The sequence below is a fragment of the Kitasatospora sp. NPDC015121 genome, from assembly GCF_055562955.1.
In genome coordinates this window covers 162,940-178,689 of record NZ_JBVHEH010000009.1, presented here as the reverse complement: position 1 = coordinate 178,689, position 15,750 = coordinate 162,940, and the positions used below count along the sequence as shown (strand labels likewise).

The window sequence follows — 15,750 nt, the reverse complement described above, 5'->3', positions numbered from 1 at the left end:
GGGTCGTTCCGGTGCCGTTCCGCGCCGCGCAGGAGAGGAGGTCGTGATGCCCACCCCGCCACCGGCGCGCCCGACCTCCCCCGCCGTCCCGCCGTCCGCGCGGTAGGGGAGCGGGCCGCGCCTCCGGTACCCGCCCGCCCCACCCCGGAGACGCCGTGATCCTCCGCCCCACCGTCGAGGCCGACCTCGACGGCCTCCTCCCGCTGCTCGTCACCGATCCCGCCGGCACCCTGACGCCCGAGGCGTACACCGCCCGGCTCGCCACCGGCGAGTACCGCCCGGGGCGGACGTGGATCGCCCAGGACGCCCCCGGCGCCGCGCCGCTCGCGCTCGCCGTCTGGTGGGGCGGCCCGGCGGACGCCGAACCGGCCGCGCTCGACGCGCTGCTGGTCTCCGCCGCCGTCCGCCCCACCGCCGGGCGCACCGCGCTGGCCGCCGACCTGCTCACCGCCGCCCACGCCGCGTACGGCCACGCCCCCGCCTACCACCTCCTCCTCCCCGGCGACTGGCACGACCGCCCCGACACCCGCGCCGCCGTCGCCTGGCGCCGGGAGGCCGCCCGCCGGGCCGGCCTCACCGCGGGCCTGGAACGGCTGCGCTACGCGTGGACGCCGAGCGCGGGCCTCCCCGCCCCCACCGGTCGCCTGCGCTTCCGCCCCGAACCGGACGACGAGGTCTTCGTCGACCTGTTCCGCCGCGTCCTGACCGGCACCCTCGACGCCACCTCCCGCACCGCCGCCGCCCACCTCGGCGCCGAGGCCCAGGCCCGGGCCGACGTCGCCCTCTACCGGGACCGCATGCCCGGCGAACGCGCCTGGTGGCGCACCGCCCACACCCCCGACGGCGAGACGGTCGGCTTCGCCGTCCCCTCCCGCAACTCCGCCTCCCCCGTGGTCGGCTACCTCGGCGTCCTGCCCGAACACCGGGGCCGCGGCCACGCCGAGGAGATCCTCGCCGAGACCACCCGCATCCTGGCCGCCGAGACCGACGCCGCCCACGTCGGCGCCGACACCGACCTGGACAACACCCCGATGGCCGCCGCCTTCGAACGCGTCGGCTACCGCACCACCGCCCGCCGCCTGGTCCTCGCCGCCGAACCCTCCGAACCCGCCGAACCACCGACACCCTGACGGCCGCCCGGCCGCCCGCCCGGCGCCGGGGGAGGCCCTCGGGGAAGGGATGCCCCGGCCCCGGTGTTGCGGCAGCGTGACGCCACGTCACAATCCCGGCCGACCGTTGATCATCCCGGCCCGGGTGTGTGACCGTGGCGGCACTCCGGCCACCGCCCGGCCGGAGACCGGACGACCCGAGGAGGACCCCGGTGCCCACCCCCGACCGCCCGCTGCGCTCGCTGGGATTCCTGACCATCGGCCTGTTCGACGAACACGACCCGGCCGGCGGCCACGAAGCCACCCTGCGACTGATCGAACTCGGCGAACAGCTCGGCTTCGACAGCGCCTGGCTCCGCCACCGCCACCTCCAGTACGGCATCTCCTCCCCGCTGACCGTCCTCGCCGCCGCCACCCAGCGCACCCGCCGGATCGCCCTCGGCACCGCCGTCACCCCGCTCGGCTGGGAGAACCCGCTCCGCTACGCCGAGGACCTCGCCACCGTCGACGTCCTCTCCGGCGGCCGGCTCAACCCCGGCGTCAGCGTCGGCACGCCGATCCACTTCGAGGACGTGAAGGACGCGCTCTACCCCGACACCGCCGACCGGGAGGACTTCACCTACACCCGGGTCCAGCGCCTCCTCGACCTGCTGGCCGGCCGGCCCGCCAGCACCTTCCACGGCACCGAGGGCATCGAGGCCTACTCCGACCACGTCCAACCCCACGTCCCCGGCCTGGCCGCCCGGGTCTGGTACGGCGGCGGCAGCCTGCGCTCGGTCCGCTGGGCCGGCGAGCACGGCCTGAACCTGCTCACCAGCAGCGTCGTCCGCGCCGAGGAGGGCGAGGACTTCGCCGCCAACCAGCTCGGCCTGATCCGCGCCTTCCGCGCCGCCCACCCCGCCGGGGAGAAGGCGCGCGTCTCGCACGGCCTCGTCGTCGTCCCCACCGACAGCGCCACCCCCGAACAGCGCGCCAAGTACCTGGCCTACGCCGAATCCCGCCTCCCCCGCACCCGCACCCCCCAGGGCCCGGGCCGCCTCCTCTTCGCCCCCGACCTGGTCGGCACCAGCGAGCAGCTCGCCGAACGGCTCTACGCCCACCCGGCCTTCCGCGAGACCGACGAGGTCGCCTTCGCCCTCCCGTTCACCTTCGCCCCGGAGGACTACGTCCAGATCCTCACCGACCTCGCGACCCGCCTCGGCCCCCTGCTCGGCTGGCGCCCGGCGCACTGACCGCACCCGCACCCGCCCGCCCACCCGGGACAACCAGTGGTTGTGGGGAACCTCCCCCGAGGTTGTTTGACCTGCGGCATTGCCGGTTGATTGGCTCTCCCGGGTCAACGTCGCCTTGTGCGACTGGAACATCGAGGGGCGCGCCGGGCATGACGGGCAGTACGGGCAGCACGGGCAGGAGAAGGCTGGGCCGGCCGTTCGGCTGGCTGTGGGCGGCGTACGCGGTGAGCGCGTACGGGTCGGGGCTGGGCTTCGGGGCGCTGCCGCTGATCGCGGTGCTGGTGCTGCACGCCGGCCCGGCCGAGGTGTCCGCGCTGTCGGCGGTGGGGCCGGCGGTGGGGGCGCTGATCGCGGTGCCGCTCGCGCCGTGGGTGGAGTTCCGGCGCAAGCGCCCGGTCATGATCGCGACGGACCTGGTCCGGTGCGCGGCCATGGCGTCGATCCCGCTCGCCCACGCCCTCGGCCTGCTGGGAATGCCGCAGCTGTTCGCGGTCTCGGCGGTGACCGCCGCCGCCAGGATCGCGTTCGGCGCGGCCGGCGGCGCCCACCTCAAGGCGCTCGTCCGGCCGGAGGACCTGCTGGTGGCCAACGCCCGGCTCGAGTCCACCAACTGGAGCTCCATCGCGGTCGGACCGCCGCTGGGCGGCGCGGCGATCGGCGTGTTCGGCCCGCTCAGCACCGTGCTGGCCGACGCGCTCAGCTACCTGCTCTCCGCGCTGGGCCTCACCGCGATCCGCAGCCGGGAGGCCGCGCCGCGGCGGGCGCCCGGCGGCGGGCCGCGCGCGGGCGGGCCGCTCGACGGCTGGCGGCACATCGCGGGCGACCCCGAGCTGCGGGCGCTGTACCTCAACGCCGTGCTGGTCTCCGGCCTGGTCATGGCCACCGAGCCGCTGCTCGCCGTCCTGCTGCTGCGCCAACTCGGCTTCCCGCCCTGGCAGTACGCGCTCGCCTTCGCCGCGCCCTGCCTCGGCGGACTGGTCGGCTCCCGGCTGGCCCGGCGGGTGGTGGCCCGCCACGGCCGGCACCGGGTCTTCCGGGTGGTCGGCACCCTGCGCGCGGTCTGGCTGATCGGCCTGGTCCTCGTCCGGCCCGGCGTGGTCGGCCTGGTCACCGTGATGGCCGTCGAACTGGCGATCATCGTCCACATGAGCCTGTACACCCCGGTGCTCGCCACCCACCGGCTCGAACGCACACCCGACCACCTGCTCGCCCGCACCCTGACGGCCTGGTCGATCGGCCAGCAGGCGGCCATCGCCCTGTGCACCGCCCTCGGTGGCCTGCTCGCCGCCGCCACCGGCCCGCGCACCGCCCTCGCCGCCGCCGGACTGGCCGCCCTGGCCACCCCGCTCCTGCTGCCCCGCCACGACCGGGCACCGCGCCCCGGACCGGAACCGTCCCCCGCCCGTCCGTGACGTCCCGCCGCCGTCACCACCGCCGTCACCACCGCCGGGGAAAACCGTTCGCGTCCGCGGACCCGGCGGGCTACCTTCGGGCCCATGACGACCGGGACGGCCTCGCGCCACGCACGGATCGGTGACCCGGTGCTCCGCTGAGCGCCGCGCGGGCCGCGGCCGGCCCGCCGTCCGAGCCGGGGGCGCGGGCCCCACCGTCGTCGTGTCCGACCGACAGGAAGCGGGAGAGCACAGGTCAGACCGACGACAGGAGACACCCATGCCCATCGAGACGCTGCACGTCCCCACCCCGGACGGCCCCGCCGACGCGATCGTCGCCCACCCCGGCGACCGCGGACGGCACCCCGGGGTGCTGATGTACCCGGACGGGTTCGGCATCCGGCCCGCGCTGCGGGAGCTGGCCGCCGAACTGGCCGGGCACGGCTACCACGTGCTGGTGCCGAACGCCTTCCACCGGCAGGGCCCGACCCCGCTGCTCGACCTGCCCGCACGCATCGACCAGCGGGCCAGGCCCGCGCTCCTCGCCCGGCTGATGCCGATGATCGAGGCGCACACCCCCGCACTCGTCCGGCGCGACGCCCGGGCGTACCTCGACTTCCTCGCCGCCCGGCCGGGAGTCGCCCCGGGGCCCGTCGGGGTGACCGGCTACTGCATCGGCGGCCTGTACGCGGTGCACACCGCCGCCGCCCACCCCGGCCGGGTCGCCGCCCTCGCCGCGTTCCACGCCCCGGTGGGCGCCGCCGGCCCGGAGAGCTTCCGGCGGATCACCGCCCGGGCCCACTTCGGCCACGCCGCGAGCGACCTGACGGCCGGACAGTTCGAGGCGCTCGGCCGGGAACTGGACGCCGCCGGGGTCGACCACCGGTCGGAGGTCTACCCCCGCACCGCCCACGGCTTCACCATGCCCGACACCGACGCCTTCGACCCCGCCGGGCTCCGCCGCCACTGGGACCGCCTGCTCCCGCTGCTCGGCGCCGCCCTCGGCGGCTGAGCGGAACCCGGGCCGGGCCCCAGCGGGGCCCGGCCGCCGGCCGCGTGCCGCCGTTGCCAGCGGGCCCGGTGGAAGATCGGGTCGGCGGCGACCACGCACAGGGCGTGCACCGGGTCGTCGGTGCCCCCGGCGGCGAAGAAGCCGACCCAGTCGGTCTGGTAGCTCTCGCCGCGGCGGTGGATCTCGCGGTCGCCGACGACGGACTCGCCGGCCTCGGTCAGCGAGTCGCCCATCCAGAAGAGGAGTTCGGGCCGGGCCAGGACGAAGGACGTCCCGGCGTGCTCGGCGAGGCGGGCCGGGTGGCGGTCGGCCAGGCGGCGGACGCCGTCCGGGCGGTCGGCGGGGCGCGGCGCCGGGGCGGTCACCGTCAGCGGGGCGCCGCCGTGGCGCGGGGTGCGCCGCAGGGCGGGCCAGTCGGACGGGCGCAAACCGGTGTCCTCGCGGGCCACCAGCAGGGAGGTGGTCCGGGCGTCCAGCGGGCCGGGGCCCGGCGGGGCCGGGACGTGCAGCGCGCTGTGCGGGCTGGTCGCGGCGAGCCGGAACAGCGCGCCCAGGCGCAGCAGGTCGGCGCGGCTCGCGTACAGGAACCCGACGCCGAGGTCGGGCGGGTGGAAGAAGGTGCCGCGGAGCATCGGCCCGGTGTCCAGCAGCCGGCCGAGCCGCGCGCCGGTGGACACCGGCCGACTGCTCACCCGCAGGCGCATCCGCCCGCCCCCACCGCCCCCGCCGCCGTCCGTCTCGACCATCCGCCGAGTACAGCACGCGGCCCGCGGCCGTGGCCAGCGCGTTTCCGGGCGGCCGGCGCCACCGCCCCCGTCCGGCCCTGGACGGACCCGGGCGGGGGCGGTGGGCCGGTCAGCGCGTCAGCCGGTCTTCACGGTGCACGCGGTGCCGTTCAGGGTGAACGCCGTCGGAGCGGTGTTCGATCCGCTCCAGGTGCCGTTGAAGCCGAAGGAGGCCGAACTCCCGGCCGCGATCGTCTTGTTGTAGCCCGCGTCGGTGACGGTCACCTGGGCGCCGCTCTGCGTGACGCTGCCGTTCCACAGCGAGCCGACGGTCTGCCCGCTCGGGAAGGCCCACTTGACCGTCCAGCCGTTCACCGGCGTGGTGCCCTTGTTCGCCACCGTCACGTTGGCGCCGAAGCCGCCGCCCCACTGGCTGGCCACCGCGTAGGTGATCTCGCAGGACGAGGCGCCCCCGGTGGGCGAGGCGGAGGGCGAGGCGGAGGGCGAGGTGGAGGCGGACGGCGAGGGTGACGTGGACGCGGAGGCGGACGCCGAAGCCGACGCCGATGCCGATGCGGAGGGGGAGGGCGAGACGCCGCCCGCCGTGTCGCCGTACACGATGCCCCGGCCGTTGGTGCCGACGTAGACCCGGCCGTAGATCCGCGGGTCGCCGGTGATCGCGCCGCCGGTCCACCCCCACTGGTGGGCGTCGTCGTTGATCCGGACCCAGTTCGTGCCCGCGTCGTCGGAGCGGAAGAGGCCGCGGACGCCGCCGATCTTCGCGGAGGTGTACAGCGCGGGGTAGGCCCTGCCGGGGGCGGCCTTGCCGAAGCCGATGTTGTCGGCCTGGTCGACGCCCGCCTGCCTGGTGAAGGTCGCGCCGCCGTCGGTGGAGTGCCACAGGCCGTAGCTGGTGGTGGCGGTGCCGCCGGCCAGCCAGACGTCGCCCTTGGTGCCCGGGACCGCCTTGAAGCGGACCGACTCGGTGGGCAGGCCGCCCGCCTTGGCGGTGAAGGTGGCGCCCGCGTCGGTGGAGACGTAGAAGGTGCCGCCGGACCAGCCGTAGAAGGTCTTCGGGTCGACCCGGTCGGCCTGCACGCCCGCGCCCGCCGGGAGGCCGGTGACGGCCGTCCAGGAGTTGCCCGTCCCGGAGGAGCGGTGGACGCCGGCGCCCTTCGGGCTCCACACGGTGGCCGAGCCGTCGGCGGCGATCGCGACCTGCCCGCCGCCGGTCACGCCGGCCGGCTCGGCGGAGGCCGCGAACCAGTTGGCGCCGCCGTCCGTCGAGTAGCCGATGTGCTTCTCGGTCGAGCCGGACGCGGTCTCGCCGACCCGCACCATGGTGGCCGGGGCGGCCTCGGCGAAGTCCATCGAGGTGCCCGACGTCAGGTTCGGCTGGGCGAAGATCCTCGCCGGGACCTTCGTCAGGTCGTCGTGCCGGAACCCGCCCAGGTCGCCCAGCGAGCTGAGCAGCGGCGCGCCGGTCGGCGGGGAGACCAGGTCGTTGACCGCGGTCTCCTCCAGGCCCTTGACCACCGGGGCGATGGTGACCTTGGTGCCCTTGTCGAAGTCGGTCAGGTTCGAGGAGCCGTACAGCGTCGCGCCGGTGCCGTACATCATCCGGTTCGAGTCGAACGGGTCGATCTCCAGCGACTCGGTCATCCAGCCGAGCTTCGGCGACTCCTCCGGCGCGGAGACGTTCGCGTTGAAGGTCAGCCACGGCACCGAGGAGATGTCGAGGGAGTACTGGTCGACCCGGGTCGGGTAGCCGTTGTACGACCAGAACGGCTTCCAGGTCGCGCCCGAGTCGGTCGAGCGCCAGATCTGGGTGTCCGGCCACCACGAGCTGTAGCCCGTCACCATCAGCACGTTCGGGTGCTGGCGGTCGACGGTCAGGCCCGAGTAGCCGAAGAAGTTGTTCCCGCTGTCCGAGGACGGCACCGGGCTGACGTTCGTCCAGGTGCCGGTCGCCGTCGCGTACTTCCACACGTCGCCGTGCGCGCCGTCGTACGGACCGCCGGTGTCCGAGTACGAGACGAACAGGTTGCCGCCGGACGCGTCCAGGACGGCCTTGTGCGGGACGAAGCCGGTGGGCTGACCGCCGATCCTGGTCCAGGTCGAACCGCCGTCGTTCGAGCGGTAGACGCTGTTCTGCTTGTCCGCGACGCCCACGTACATCGTCCTGGTGACGCCGTTGACCGTGCCGCCGCCCTGGTCGAAGACCTCCCAGAGCACGCCCAGCGGGTCGCTCTGGTAGCCCGAGGCGTCGGACGGGTCCGGCGCGTACGTGCCGGTCACCGGGAACGCGGTCACCTGCGACCAGGTCACGCCGTAGTCCGCGCTGCGCCACAGGCCCTTGCCGCTCGGGGCGCCGAACCAGAGCACCGCGCTGTTGTTCGGGTCGACGGTCAGGCGCTCGCCCATGCCGCGGCCCGGCATGTTGCCGCCGACCTTGAACGGCAGGGTGGTGCGCTGCCAGGTCCGGCCCTGGTCGGTGGAGCGCAGGATCGCGCCGTTCGCCGGGTCCCAGCTGTTGGTGTAGGTGCCGGTCGCGACGTACACCCGGTTCGGGTCCTTCGCGTCGGTGGCCAGGCTGGCCACGCCCGTCAGGCCCCAGTCGCTCCAGCCCAGCGAGTCCAGCAGCGGGATCCACTGCTTGGTCGCCGGGTCCTGCCGGTACGCGCCGCCGATGTCGGTGCGGGCGTACACCAGGCCCTTCTGCCCCTGGTTGAAGACGATGCCCGGGATGAACCCGCCACCGCCGATCTGCGCGTTGTTCCAGGTGTACGGCTGGCTCGCGGCGACCGCCGGGCTCGACGTCTCGGCCGCGCTGGCGGACAGCTGGGGCAGCACCGCGGTCGCCGCGCAGGCGGCGAGGGCGGCCGCGGCGGCCAGCGTCGCCAGCACCGGCCGGCGTCCGCGCGCCGGGGGCCGGGAGGCGGCCCGGCGCTCCAGGGGCACAGGGGTCATGGGGGACTCTCCTAGGTCACGGGTGGGGGACCAGGAAAACCGCCCGCGCCACCCGCCCGACAACGACCCCGCTCCGAGCGCCGGTAGAATCGCAGGTCAGTGCGGGGAGCGAAGTGAAAGTTACAGCCCCGGAACGCCGGAAACCCCTGTCGTCCAGCGCGGTCTGACGATCCGTCGAAACCTTTCGTGGACCATCCTTCGACGGATATTCGACAGCTCTTTCGCCTGCGTGCGACGGGCGCGGCGGCCCGGCCCGACGCGCCGTCAGGCCGGATTCGACAGCCGTTCGACAGTCGGCCGGGCTGCTTGTACCAGCTCCCCGCGGCCGCCGTCGCCGGTGGTTTCCCCGCCGCCGTCAGCCGAGCGGACGGCCGGTGAACAGCCGGGCCAGCGTCGGGAGCAGCGCGGGCAGCAGCACCGCGTTGCCGCGCGCCAGCGGCACCTGGAACACCGGCTCGGGGCCGCCGCCCGCCCGGTACAGCGACACGAAGCCGTCCGCCACCCGCACCGGCGCCAACTCGCGCCACGCCAGCGCCCGTTCGGTGACCTTCCGCCCGCTGCCGGTCCGGGCGCTCGCCCCGTCCCGGTCCAGCCGCAGCGCGCCGATCGTCACCGCCGTCCCGGCCGCGACCGCCTCGACGTACCACTCCAGCAGCCGGGGCTCGACCCGCCGCCGGACCAGGTCGACCAGCGCCAGCCACTCCCGCGGCGGCTCGGCGTTCTTCCGGAAGGTGGTGAACCGCAGGTCGCCCAGCCCGCGCCCGGCCGGACCGACCCCGAAGCCGTACGTGGTGACGTACGAACTCGGCCCGAGGAAGCGGCGGGTGACGGTCCGGGAGACCGGGTAGCAGACCCACTCGACGTCGTCGAGCGCGATCGACTCCTCGCCGTAGGAGATCCGCTCGCCGTCGGCGCGCAGCCGGCTCCACTCGTGCTTGGTGTCCAGCACGACGCCGACGGGCTCGGGCCGTGCCAGGGGCGTCGGCGCCGGTGTCGGTACGGGCGTCGGCGTCGGCGTCGGTACGGGCGAGGGCGCGGGCGGTGGCGCGGGCGCCGGGGCGGGCTGCGGCCGGTCGGCGGCCAGGTGGCGGGCCAGCCACTCGGGGACGGTCGGGCGCGGGTAGGCGAACAGGTCCTCGCGGTAGTGCACGGCGGGCAGCAGGTCCTCGGCGGGCAGCGGTTCCTCGCCGAGGTCGTAGTCGACCAGCACGCCGCCGAAGCCCGGTTCCGCGTCGGCCTCCACCAGCAGCCGGTACCAGGGGCCGTCGGCGGTCCGGGCGGCCAGGTGGCGTTGGCGGCGGACCAGGATCGCCAGCTTCTCCGGAACGCGGACCACGGTCTCCCGGCTGCCGCGCCGGAAGGTCAGCCGGGCGGTCTCGGCGCCGACGGTGCAGGAGAAGACGGCGGTGAGGCTCTCCCAGCCCTTCGGGCCGAGCCGGGCCAGCTGCTGCACGATCGGGTCGAGCAGCCCGGCGGCCTGCTTGATCAGGGTGCTCTCGGCGGGCCGGTCCACCACCGCGGGCGGGGCGGGGGGCGCCCCCGGCGGCCGGGTGGCGGCCGCCCACAGGTCGGCCTCCTCGTCGTGGAGCGACTCCCCGTCCGGCACCCGGCGGATGAACGCCTCCTCGGCGCGGAAGCGTTCGCGCAGCACGGCCGGCGGCAGCGAGGTGGTGGCCTCCCGGATCCGGCCCAGGTCGCCGACCAGGAACACCGAGCCGCGGCCGTCCGTCCGGTCCGGCCCGTGCACGTACCAGCCGCCGGGGAAGCGCTCCGCGACCAGCGCGTCCACCGGCCGGTCGGCGCCGGTCGCCGCGATCCGCTCGGCGACCAGCCGCAGCGCCTCGGCCCGCTCCAGCTCGCCGCGCCCGCCCGGGGCGGGCTCCCCGGCCAGGGGGTGGGCGGGGTCGTCACGGCCCGGGCCCGGGTAGTGGTGCAGCAGCTCGAACCAGAGCAGCACCTCCTGCGCGGCCCGCCGGTCGACGCCGTCGCACAGCAGCTGCCAGCGGCCGCCGCCGTCCCGGGCGAACACCATCCGCCCGTCCTCGTGCCCGACCTCCACGTACCCGGCCCCGCACCGGTCCCCGAACGCGCCCATCCGCTCCGGATCGGGCCGCTCGCGGTCGGTGCGGTGCCCGTGCACCACCCCCAGCGCGTCAAGCGCGATCACCTCGTACGAGCTGGACGGGTCGTACGGGGCGGACGGGTCGTACGGGACCATCGGCGGCACTCCCTCCGCGCTGCCCCGCGCGCCGGTGCGGACGGGTGCGACGGCCAACGACCCTAGCCCGACCGCGCCGCCGCCCGGGCGACCTCCACGGAACCTCCCATTCGCTTGCGGCACCGGCGGATCGGCCGGCGGCAGGTCAGCAGGACTGGCGCACCACCAGGTGGGTCGGCAGCACCACCGAGCGCCCCGGCGCCGGGTCCTGCAGCAGCTCCACCGCCCGGGCGCCCAGGTCCTCGACGGGCTGGCGGACGGTGGTCAGGCCCGGGCGGGCCGTCGCCGCGGCCGGCGAGTCGTCGAAGCCGACCACGGCGACGTCGTCCGGCACCCGCCGCCCGAGCCGGCGCAGCGCCCGCAGCGCGCCCACCGCCATCGCGTCCGAGGCGGCGAACACCGCGTCCACGTCCGGGTACTGGTCGAGCAGCCGGAGCATCGCGTGCTCGCCGGAGCGCGACCCGAAGTCGCCGTACGCCACCGCGCAGCGGGTCGGGTCGCCCTGGTCGGCCAGCGCCCGCCGGTAGCCGGCCAGCCGGTCCGCGCCCGCGGCGGTGTCCGGCGGCCCGGCGATGGTGGCGATCCGCCGCCGCCCGGCCCGGTGCAGCAGGTGGACGGCGGCGCGCGCGCCGCTCAGGTTGTCGGCGTCCACGTGCGCGAGCCGCTGCGACTGCGGCGGCCGGCCCAGCGACACCACCGGCACGCCCGCGGCCTGCAGCAGCCCCGGCAGCGCGGGGTCGCCCCACCGCCCGACCAGCAGCACGCCGTCCACGTGCCCGCCGCACAGGTAGCGCACCAGCGACGGCCGGGCCGGGCCCGGGCCCGCCGTGAGCACCACCAACTCCCGGTCCGGAACCACCCGTTGGGCGCCGGCCAGGAGTCGCACCGGGAACGGGTCGGCGTGGAAGCGCAGCAGGTCGGCGAACGCGACCACGGCGATCGCCCCGGTGTCCCGGGCCGTCGCGGCGGGCGCCCGGCGGCGGACGTAGTTCAACTCGCGGGCCGCGCGCTCGACCCGCGCCGCGATCTCGGCGGACACCGGCGCGGACCGGTTCAGCACCCGGGACGCGGTGGCGCTCGACACGCCCGCGCGGGCCGCGACCTGGGCCAGCGTCGGCGCCTCGGCACACGGCGCCTCGGCGCACGGGGTCTCGGCGCACGGTGCCTGGTGCGGCGTGGGGCCCGGGGACGGGCACTCGGAGGTCGGGAACGGGAGGGCGCCGCCCGGCTGGCGGGGGGCGCTCGTCGGGTGGGGGAGCGGGTGAACGGGCAACGCGGTCGCCCTTCCTGGCGCGGGGTGGGGGAAGCCGCTGGCCACCCGCCCGGGGCCATCGGTGACCGCACCGTAGGGTCCTGGTCGGTGGACCGTCAAGGCTTCTGACAGGACCCGCCCGCCCGCGCCCGGTCGATCATGACCGCCGGCTGCCCGCCGCCCGAGGGGGTCGGACCGTCCGGTGGTCGGTTCGTCAGATCGGCGCCGGGGCCGACGTGTTGGGCTCCGGGCTTCCGTCCGGGCGGGTGACGGCCCCGGCGGGCCCGGTGGTCAGTGGACCTCGCGGTACCAGCGCCGGTGGACGACCGGTTCGACCGTCAGCACCGCCGCGCCCGCCACGGCGCCCACCAGCAGGCTGGGCCCGCCGCCCGCGACGAGCGCGCCGAGGCAGGCGGCGGCGACGACCAGCGGGCGCACCAGGGTGAGCGGGCCGAGGCCGACCACCACGGAGAGGGTGGCGGCACGGAAGGGCAGGAAGAGGTAGCCGACCAGCGAGACCAGCACGGCGGCGGCGTACAGGGCCAGCGGCAGCAGGTAGCCGAACGCCCCGGCGGTCAGGTCCCGGAACGCGCGGTCCGGGTCGGCGGCGGTGAGCAGCCGGAGTCCGGCGGTCAGCGCGGGCGCGAGCAGCAGGACGGCCCCGACCGCCAGCCCGCGCAGCGCCGCCCGCGCGTTGGCCCGGGCCTTGCGGATCCGGGCGTCCCGGCCGGCCATGGCGCGGAAGCCGCTGAACGCCGCGTCGACCAGGCCCAGGGCGAGGAGCAGCAGCGCGGGCGTCACCGGGCCTCCGGCGCGAGCCGCCGGTCCGAGGCGGACTGCCCGTCCGGCGCGAACCGTTCGGGGCCGAGAAGGCGCCGGGAGGCGCGGCCGAGGGCGCGGCGGAACGGTTCCTCCAGGTGCGGCCGGATGCCCAGGACCGGGCGCAGCGTGGTGCAGAAGGGGTTGGCGGCCCGTCGCGGCTCGTACACCAGCGGCCGCATCCCCGAGGCGGCCGCGGCCCGCAGCAGGGTCTCGTCGCCGTGCGCCCGTCGGGCGGAGGCGACGCCGTCGTGGCGGCCCAGCGGGTGGCGCATCCGGGCGCGGTGGAAGACCCACGCGCCGATCGGTGCGAGACCGGTCGCGGCGATGTCGTAGTGGCAGAACGCCAGCGCGGGGGAGGCGCCCTGGGCGCGGAAGAACTCCGCCAGCGCGGGGGCCGGGAAGTGGTGCAGCACGCCGGTGGAGACGTACACGGTCGCCGCCTCCGGCAGGTCGAAGGCGTTGCCGTGGACGAAGCGGCAGTCGAGTCCCTCGCTGCGGGCCAGCCGGTCCGCCTCGCCGACCAGCGCGGCGTCCAGGTCGACCCCGACCAGTTCGACGTCCGGCCCGAGCCGGCCGGTGGCGGCCAGCCAGCGGACCAGGTAGCCCAGCCCGCAGCCGACGTCGACCAGCCGGTACGGCCCGGGCCGGCCGGTGGACCGGATCGCGGCGAACAGCGGGCCGAGCAGGTGGACGAGGCGCTCGCCGATCCGCAACTCCTCGCTGAGCCGCTGAAGTTCGGTGTGCACGCTGATCAGCAGCCGGTCGACGGCGTCCGGGTCCAGCACCCCGTCCGGGCGGGCGGGCAGCTTCGCGACGATCCGGGCCGCCCGCCCGTCGCCGTCCGCGCGCAGCCGCTCGACCACCTCGGCGCGCCGCACCGGCAGCCGCCGGCCGCTGTCCGGGTCGACCGCCCTGATCAGATCGGATATCTCCAAGGGGGACACGGGCCACACCCTACGGCGCCGCCCGCCCGGGCACCGGGTCGGGCGGGGACCAGGCCGGACGGGACGCGTAGCGGGCGAGGAAGAGGTCGACGCCCGCGGCGATCCGGAAGCCGAGGGCGGCCGGGTCGACGAGGGTGGCGGGGGCGAAGGTGCGGACGAGCTGCTGGGCCGTCAGGGACGGGTCGGGGAGGTCGGCGGCCTCGGCGCTCCGGCTGCGCGGGGCGGTCCCCTCGTGCCGGGCGGGCGGGTTCACCCGGATCTGCGGCACGTGCTGCCGTCCGCCCGAGGCCAGGAACTCCTCGGTGGGCAGCGCCTCGTGGACGATCCCGGACCCCGCCGTCAGCCACTGGACGCCGCCGGCCCGGACCACGGCCCGGTGGCCGCGCGAGTCGGCGTTGCCGACCGGACCGACCTGGTCGCCCATCAGGAACGGTTCCAGGAACGGGAGCCCGTCGGTCGGGAAGGGCCGGCGGACGGGGAAGCCGGCGCCCTCGTGGGTGTGGAGCGGGCTGACGGTGCGAAGGCCTGCGCGACCTGCCGCCGTACGACCAGGACCTCGACACCTCCGGCCCCCGCCCACCCAGGAGTGCGGGTACGGCTTCGAGGACCCGACCGCCCACACCCCGGCGGGGTCAGGTGCGCCGGTCGGGCTGGATCAGGTCGGCGAGCTCCTGGGCGCCACCGAGTTCGGGGGACCGCCGGGCCAGCTCGCGCAGGCGGATGGCGTAGGCGTGGCGCTGGGTGTCGGTGCCGTGCTCGGCGACGGCCTCGGCGAGTTGGCGCGCCCGGTCGCCGTCGCCCGCCGCCAAGGCGACCACGGCGGTGAAGAAGGCGCCGGTGATGCCGTCGGACAGGGCCTGGTTGGCGGTGAGAACGAGGCGTAGGCGGGGCACGTCCGCGTGGTCGACGGCGGCGTGGGCCTGCTCGGTCGCACGGTCCGGGTCGGTGACGATCTCGTAGACCTCGCTGGCGGAGAGCACCTCGGCGAGCAGGAGGATGGCCAGGTGCTGGTAGGCGACCGGCATCCCGGCCTCGCCGAGCAGCACCAGGGCCTCCGGCGTGCGCAGCACGACGCCGTGTGCGTCCAGGAAGTCCTTGGACTCGCTCCAGGTGGGGGTGGCGAGCCACTCGCCGAGGAGCCGCCGCAGCTCGTGGTCCTTCCGGCCGCGCTCCAGGAACGCGTCGAGGCCGTCGGCGTCGATCCGGTCGAGGACGCCGGTGAGGCGGTCGATGGCCGGGTCCTCGGGGAAGAGGGCCGCGGCGAGTTCCAGGTGGCCGCGGAAGTCCGGCTGCCGGAGGCGGTCGGCGCGTTCGTGGAGGAACGCCTCGGTACCGGGCCAGTCACCGGCAGCGACGGCCCATGCGTTGAGGACGTCCAGGACGTCGTCGGGGAGCGGGTCGACGGCCCAGCGGGGGAGCCGCGGATCCTGGACGGCGAGGCTCGTCGCGCTGGTGCGTACGATTTGCCGGGCCCTGCTCAGGCGCGATGGCGTGCCGGTCGCGCAGGCCGCAGCGGATTGCGTCAGTTGTTCGATGGCGTGGGCGGTGTCGGCGTGTGCGGAGAGGTAGACGGCGTAGCGGGCACGTAGCTCCGCCTGACCGAGCGCGTCGCCTCCCAGGTCGGTGATAGCGGCCTCCCAGGTGGAACGCGCACTTTCCGGCTCCTGTTGGTTGGCGAGGTTGGTGAGGGAGGCGGCGAGGTCGGGGAGGTGGGCGGCGGGGTCGGCTTGGGCGAGAGCGCGGTAATGGTCGACGGCTTCGGTGGCGGTGTCGAGCGCGGCCTGCCGGTCCTCTGCCGCGCTCTGTTGGTTGGCGAGGTTGTTGAGGGACGAGGCGAGGCGGGGGAGGTGGGCGGCGGGGGCGGCCTGGGCGAGGGCGCGGTAGTGCCCGACGGCTTCGGTGATGGTGTCGAGTGCGCCCTGCCGATTCCCTGCCGCGCCTTGGTGGACGGCGAGGTTGTTGAGGGAGGCGGCGAGGTCGGGGAGGTGGGCGGCGGGGGCGGCCTGGGCGAGGGCGCGGTAGTGCCCGACGGCTTCGGTGATGGTGTCGAGTGCGCCCTGCCGATTCCCTGCCGC

General features: G+C 76.2%; 11 protein-coding genes and 1 pseudogene. 4 read left to right on the top strand and 8 right to left on the bottom strand.

Going from position 1 to position 15,750, the window contains the following annotated elements; translation table 11 throughout:
- The first annotated feature begins 155 nt into the window (after positions 1 to 155).
- The 4 genes from ACZ3J7_RS15505 to ACZ3J7_RS15490 all read left to right on the top strand — a co-directional run bounded on the left by ACZ3J7_RS15505 (position 156) and on the right by ACZ3J7_RS15490 (position 4,744).
- Positions 156 to 1,130 (top strand): GNAT family N-acetyltransferase, encoded by a 975-nt coding sequence (locus ACZ3J7_RS15505; RefSeq protein ID WP_465620857.1) that lies wholly within the window; start codon positions 156 to 158, stop codon positions 1,128 to 1,130.
- Between the two features lie 191 nt (positions 1,131 to 1,321).
- Positions 1,322 to 2,341: an LLM class flavin-dependent oxidoreductase gene (locus ACZ3J7_RS15500; protein WP_465620855.1), complete on the top strand. Its 1,020-nt coding sequence runs from the start codon at positions 1,322 to 1,324 to the stop codon at positions 2,339 to 2,341.
- A gap of 149 nt (positions 2,342 to 2,490) precedes the next feature.
- Entirely contained in the window at positions 2,491 to 3,753 is a 1,263-nt protein-coding gene (locus ACZ3J7_RS15495) for an MFS transporter (protein ID WP_465620853.1), read from the top strand.
- 259 nt (positions 3,754 to 4,012) lie between these two features.
- The gene (locus tag ACZ3J7_RS15490; RefSeq protein WP_465620851.1) at positions 4,013 to 4,744 is read left to right on the top strand and encodes a dienelactone hydrolase family protein; all 732 of its coding nucleotides are present in this window, start codon (positions 4,013 to 4,015) and stop codon (positions 4,742 to 4,744) included.
- Here the strand turns inward: ACZ3J7_RS15490 and ACZ3J7_RS15485 are convergent.
- The 8 genes and pseudogenes from ACZ3J7_RS15485 to ACZ3J7_RS15450 all read right to left on the bottom strand — a co-directional run.
- Positions 4,627 to 5,490, bottom strand: coding sequence for a hypothetical protein (locus tag ACZ3J7_RS15485; protein WP_465620849.1), 864 nt, complete (start codon positions 5,488 to 5,490; stop codon positions 4,627 to 4,629). The genes ACZ3J7_RS15490 and ACZ3J7_RS15485 overlap by 118 nt on opposite strands.
- A 117-nt stretch (positions 5,491 to 5,607) precedes the next feature.
- Positions 5,608 to 8,439 (bottom strand): cellulose binding domain-containing protein, encoded by a 2,832-nt coding sequence (locus tag ACZ3J7_RS15480; RefSeq protein WP_465620847.1) that lies wholly within the window; start codon positions 8,437 to 8,439, stop codon positions 5,608 to 5,610.
- A gap of 355 nt (positions 8,440 to 8,794) precedes the next feature.
- Positions 8,795 to 10,657 (bottom strand): hypothetical protein, encoded by a 1,863-nt coding sequence (locus ACZ3J7_RS15475; protein ID WP_465620844.1) that lies wholly within the window; start codon positions 10,655 to 10,657, stop codon positions 8,795 to 8,797.
- Positions 10,658 to 10,802: 145 nt separating this feature from the next.
- Positions 10,803 to 11,930, bottom strand: a complete 1,128-nt coding sequence (locus tag ACZ3J7_RS15470) for a LacI family DNA-binding transcriptional regulator (protein WP_465620842.1) — start codon at positions 11,928 to 11,930, stop codon at positions 10,803 to 10,805.
- A gap of 270 nt (positions 11,931 to 12,200) precedes the next feature.
- On the bottom strand, positions 12,201 to 12,710 hold the full coding sequence (locus tag ACZ3J7_RS15465) for a hypothetical protein (RefSeq protein WP_465620840.1): 510 nt from the start codon (positions 12,708 to 12,710) through the stop codon (positions 12,201 to 12,203).
- Positions 12,707 to 13,675, bottom strand: coding sequence for a class I SAM-dependent methyltransferase (locus ACZ3J7_RS15460; protein WP_465620838.1), 969 nt, complete (start codon positions 13,673 to 13,675; stop codon positions 12,707 to 12,709). Before ACZ3J7_RS15460 ends, ACZ3J7_RS15465 begins: the two co-directional genes overlap by 4 nt.
- Before the next feature lie 10 nt (positions 13,676 to 13,685).
- Positions 13,686 to 14,099, bottom strand: a complete 414-nt coding sequence (locus tag ACZ3J7_RS15455) for a pirin family protein (protein WP_465620836.1) — start codon at positions 14,097 to 14,099, stop codon at positions 13,686 to 13,688.
- A gap of 208 nt (positions 14,100 to 14,307) precedes the next feature.
- Positions 14,308 to 15,750, bottom strand: a pseudogene (locus tag ACZ3J7_RS15450) (hypothetical protein); the annotation flags it as partial.

Bases quoted from the DNA above. Each gene is read 5' to 3' on its own strand.
- ACZ3J7_RS15495 (WP_465620853.1), top strand. From the start codon at position 2,491: ATGACGGGCAGTACGGGCAGCACGGGCAGGAGAAGGCTGGGCCGGCCG.
- ACZ3J7_RS15490 (WP_465620851.1), top strand. From the start codon at position 4,013: ATGCCCATCGAGACGCTGCACGTCCCCACCCCGGACGGCCCCGCCGAC.
- ACZ3J7_RS15485 (WP_465620849.1), bottom strand. From the start codon at position 5,490: ATGGTCGAGACGGACGGCGGCGGGGGCGGTGGGGGCGGGCGGATGCGC.
- ACZ3J7_RS15480 (WP_465620847.1), bottom strand. From the start codon at position 8,439: ATGACCCCTGTGCCCCTGGAGCGCCGGGCCGCCTCCCGGCCCCCGGCG.
- ACZ3J7_RS15475 (WP_465620844.1), bottom strand. From the start codon at position 10,657: ATGGTCCCGTACGACCCGTCCGCCCCGTACGACCCGTCCAGCTCGTAC.
- ACZ3J7_RS15455 (WP_465620836.1), bottom strand. From the start codon at position 14,099: ATGGGCGACCAGGTCGGTCCGGTCGGCAACGCCGACTCGCGCGGCCAC.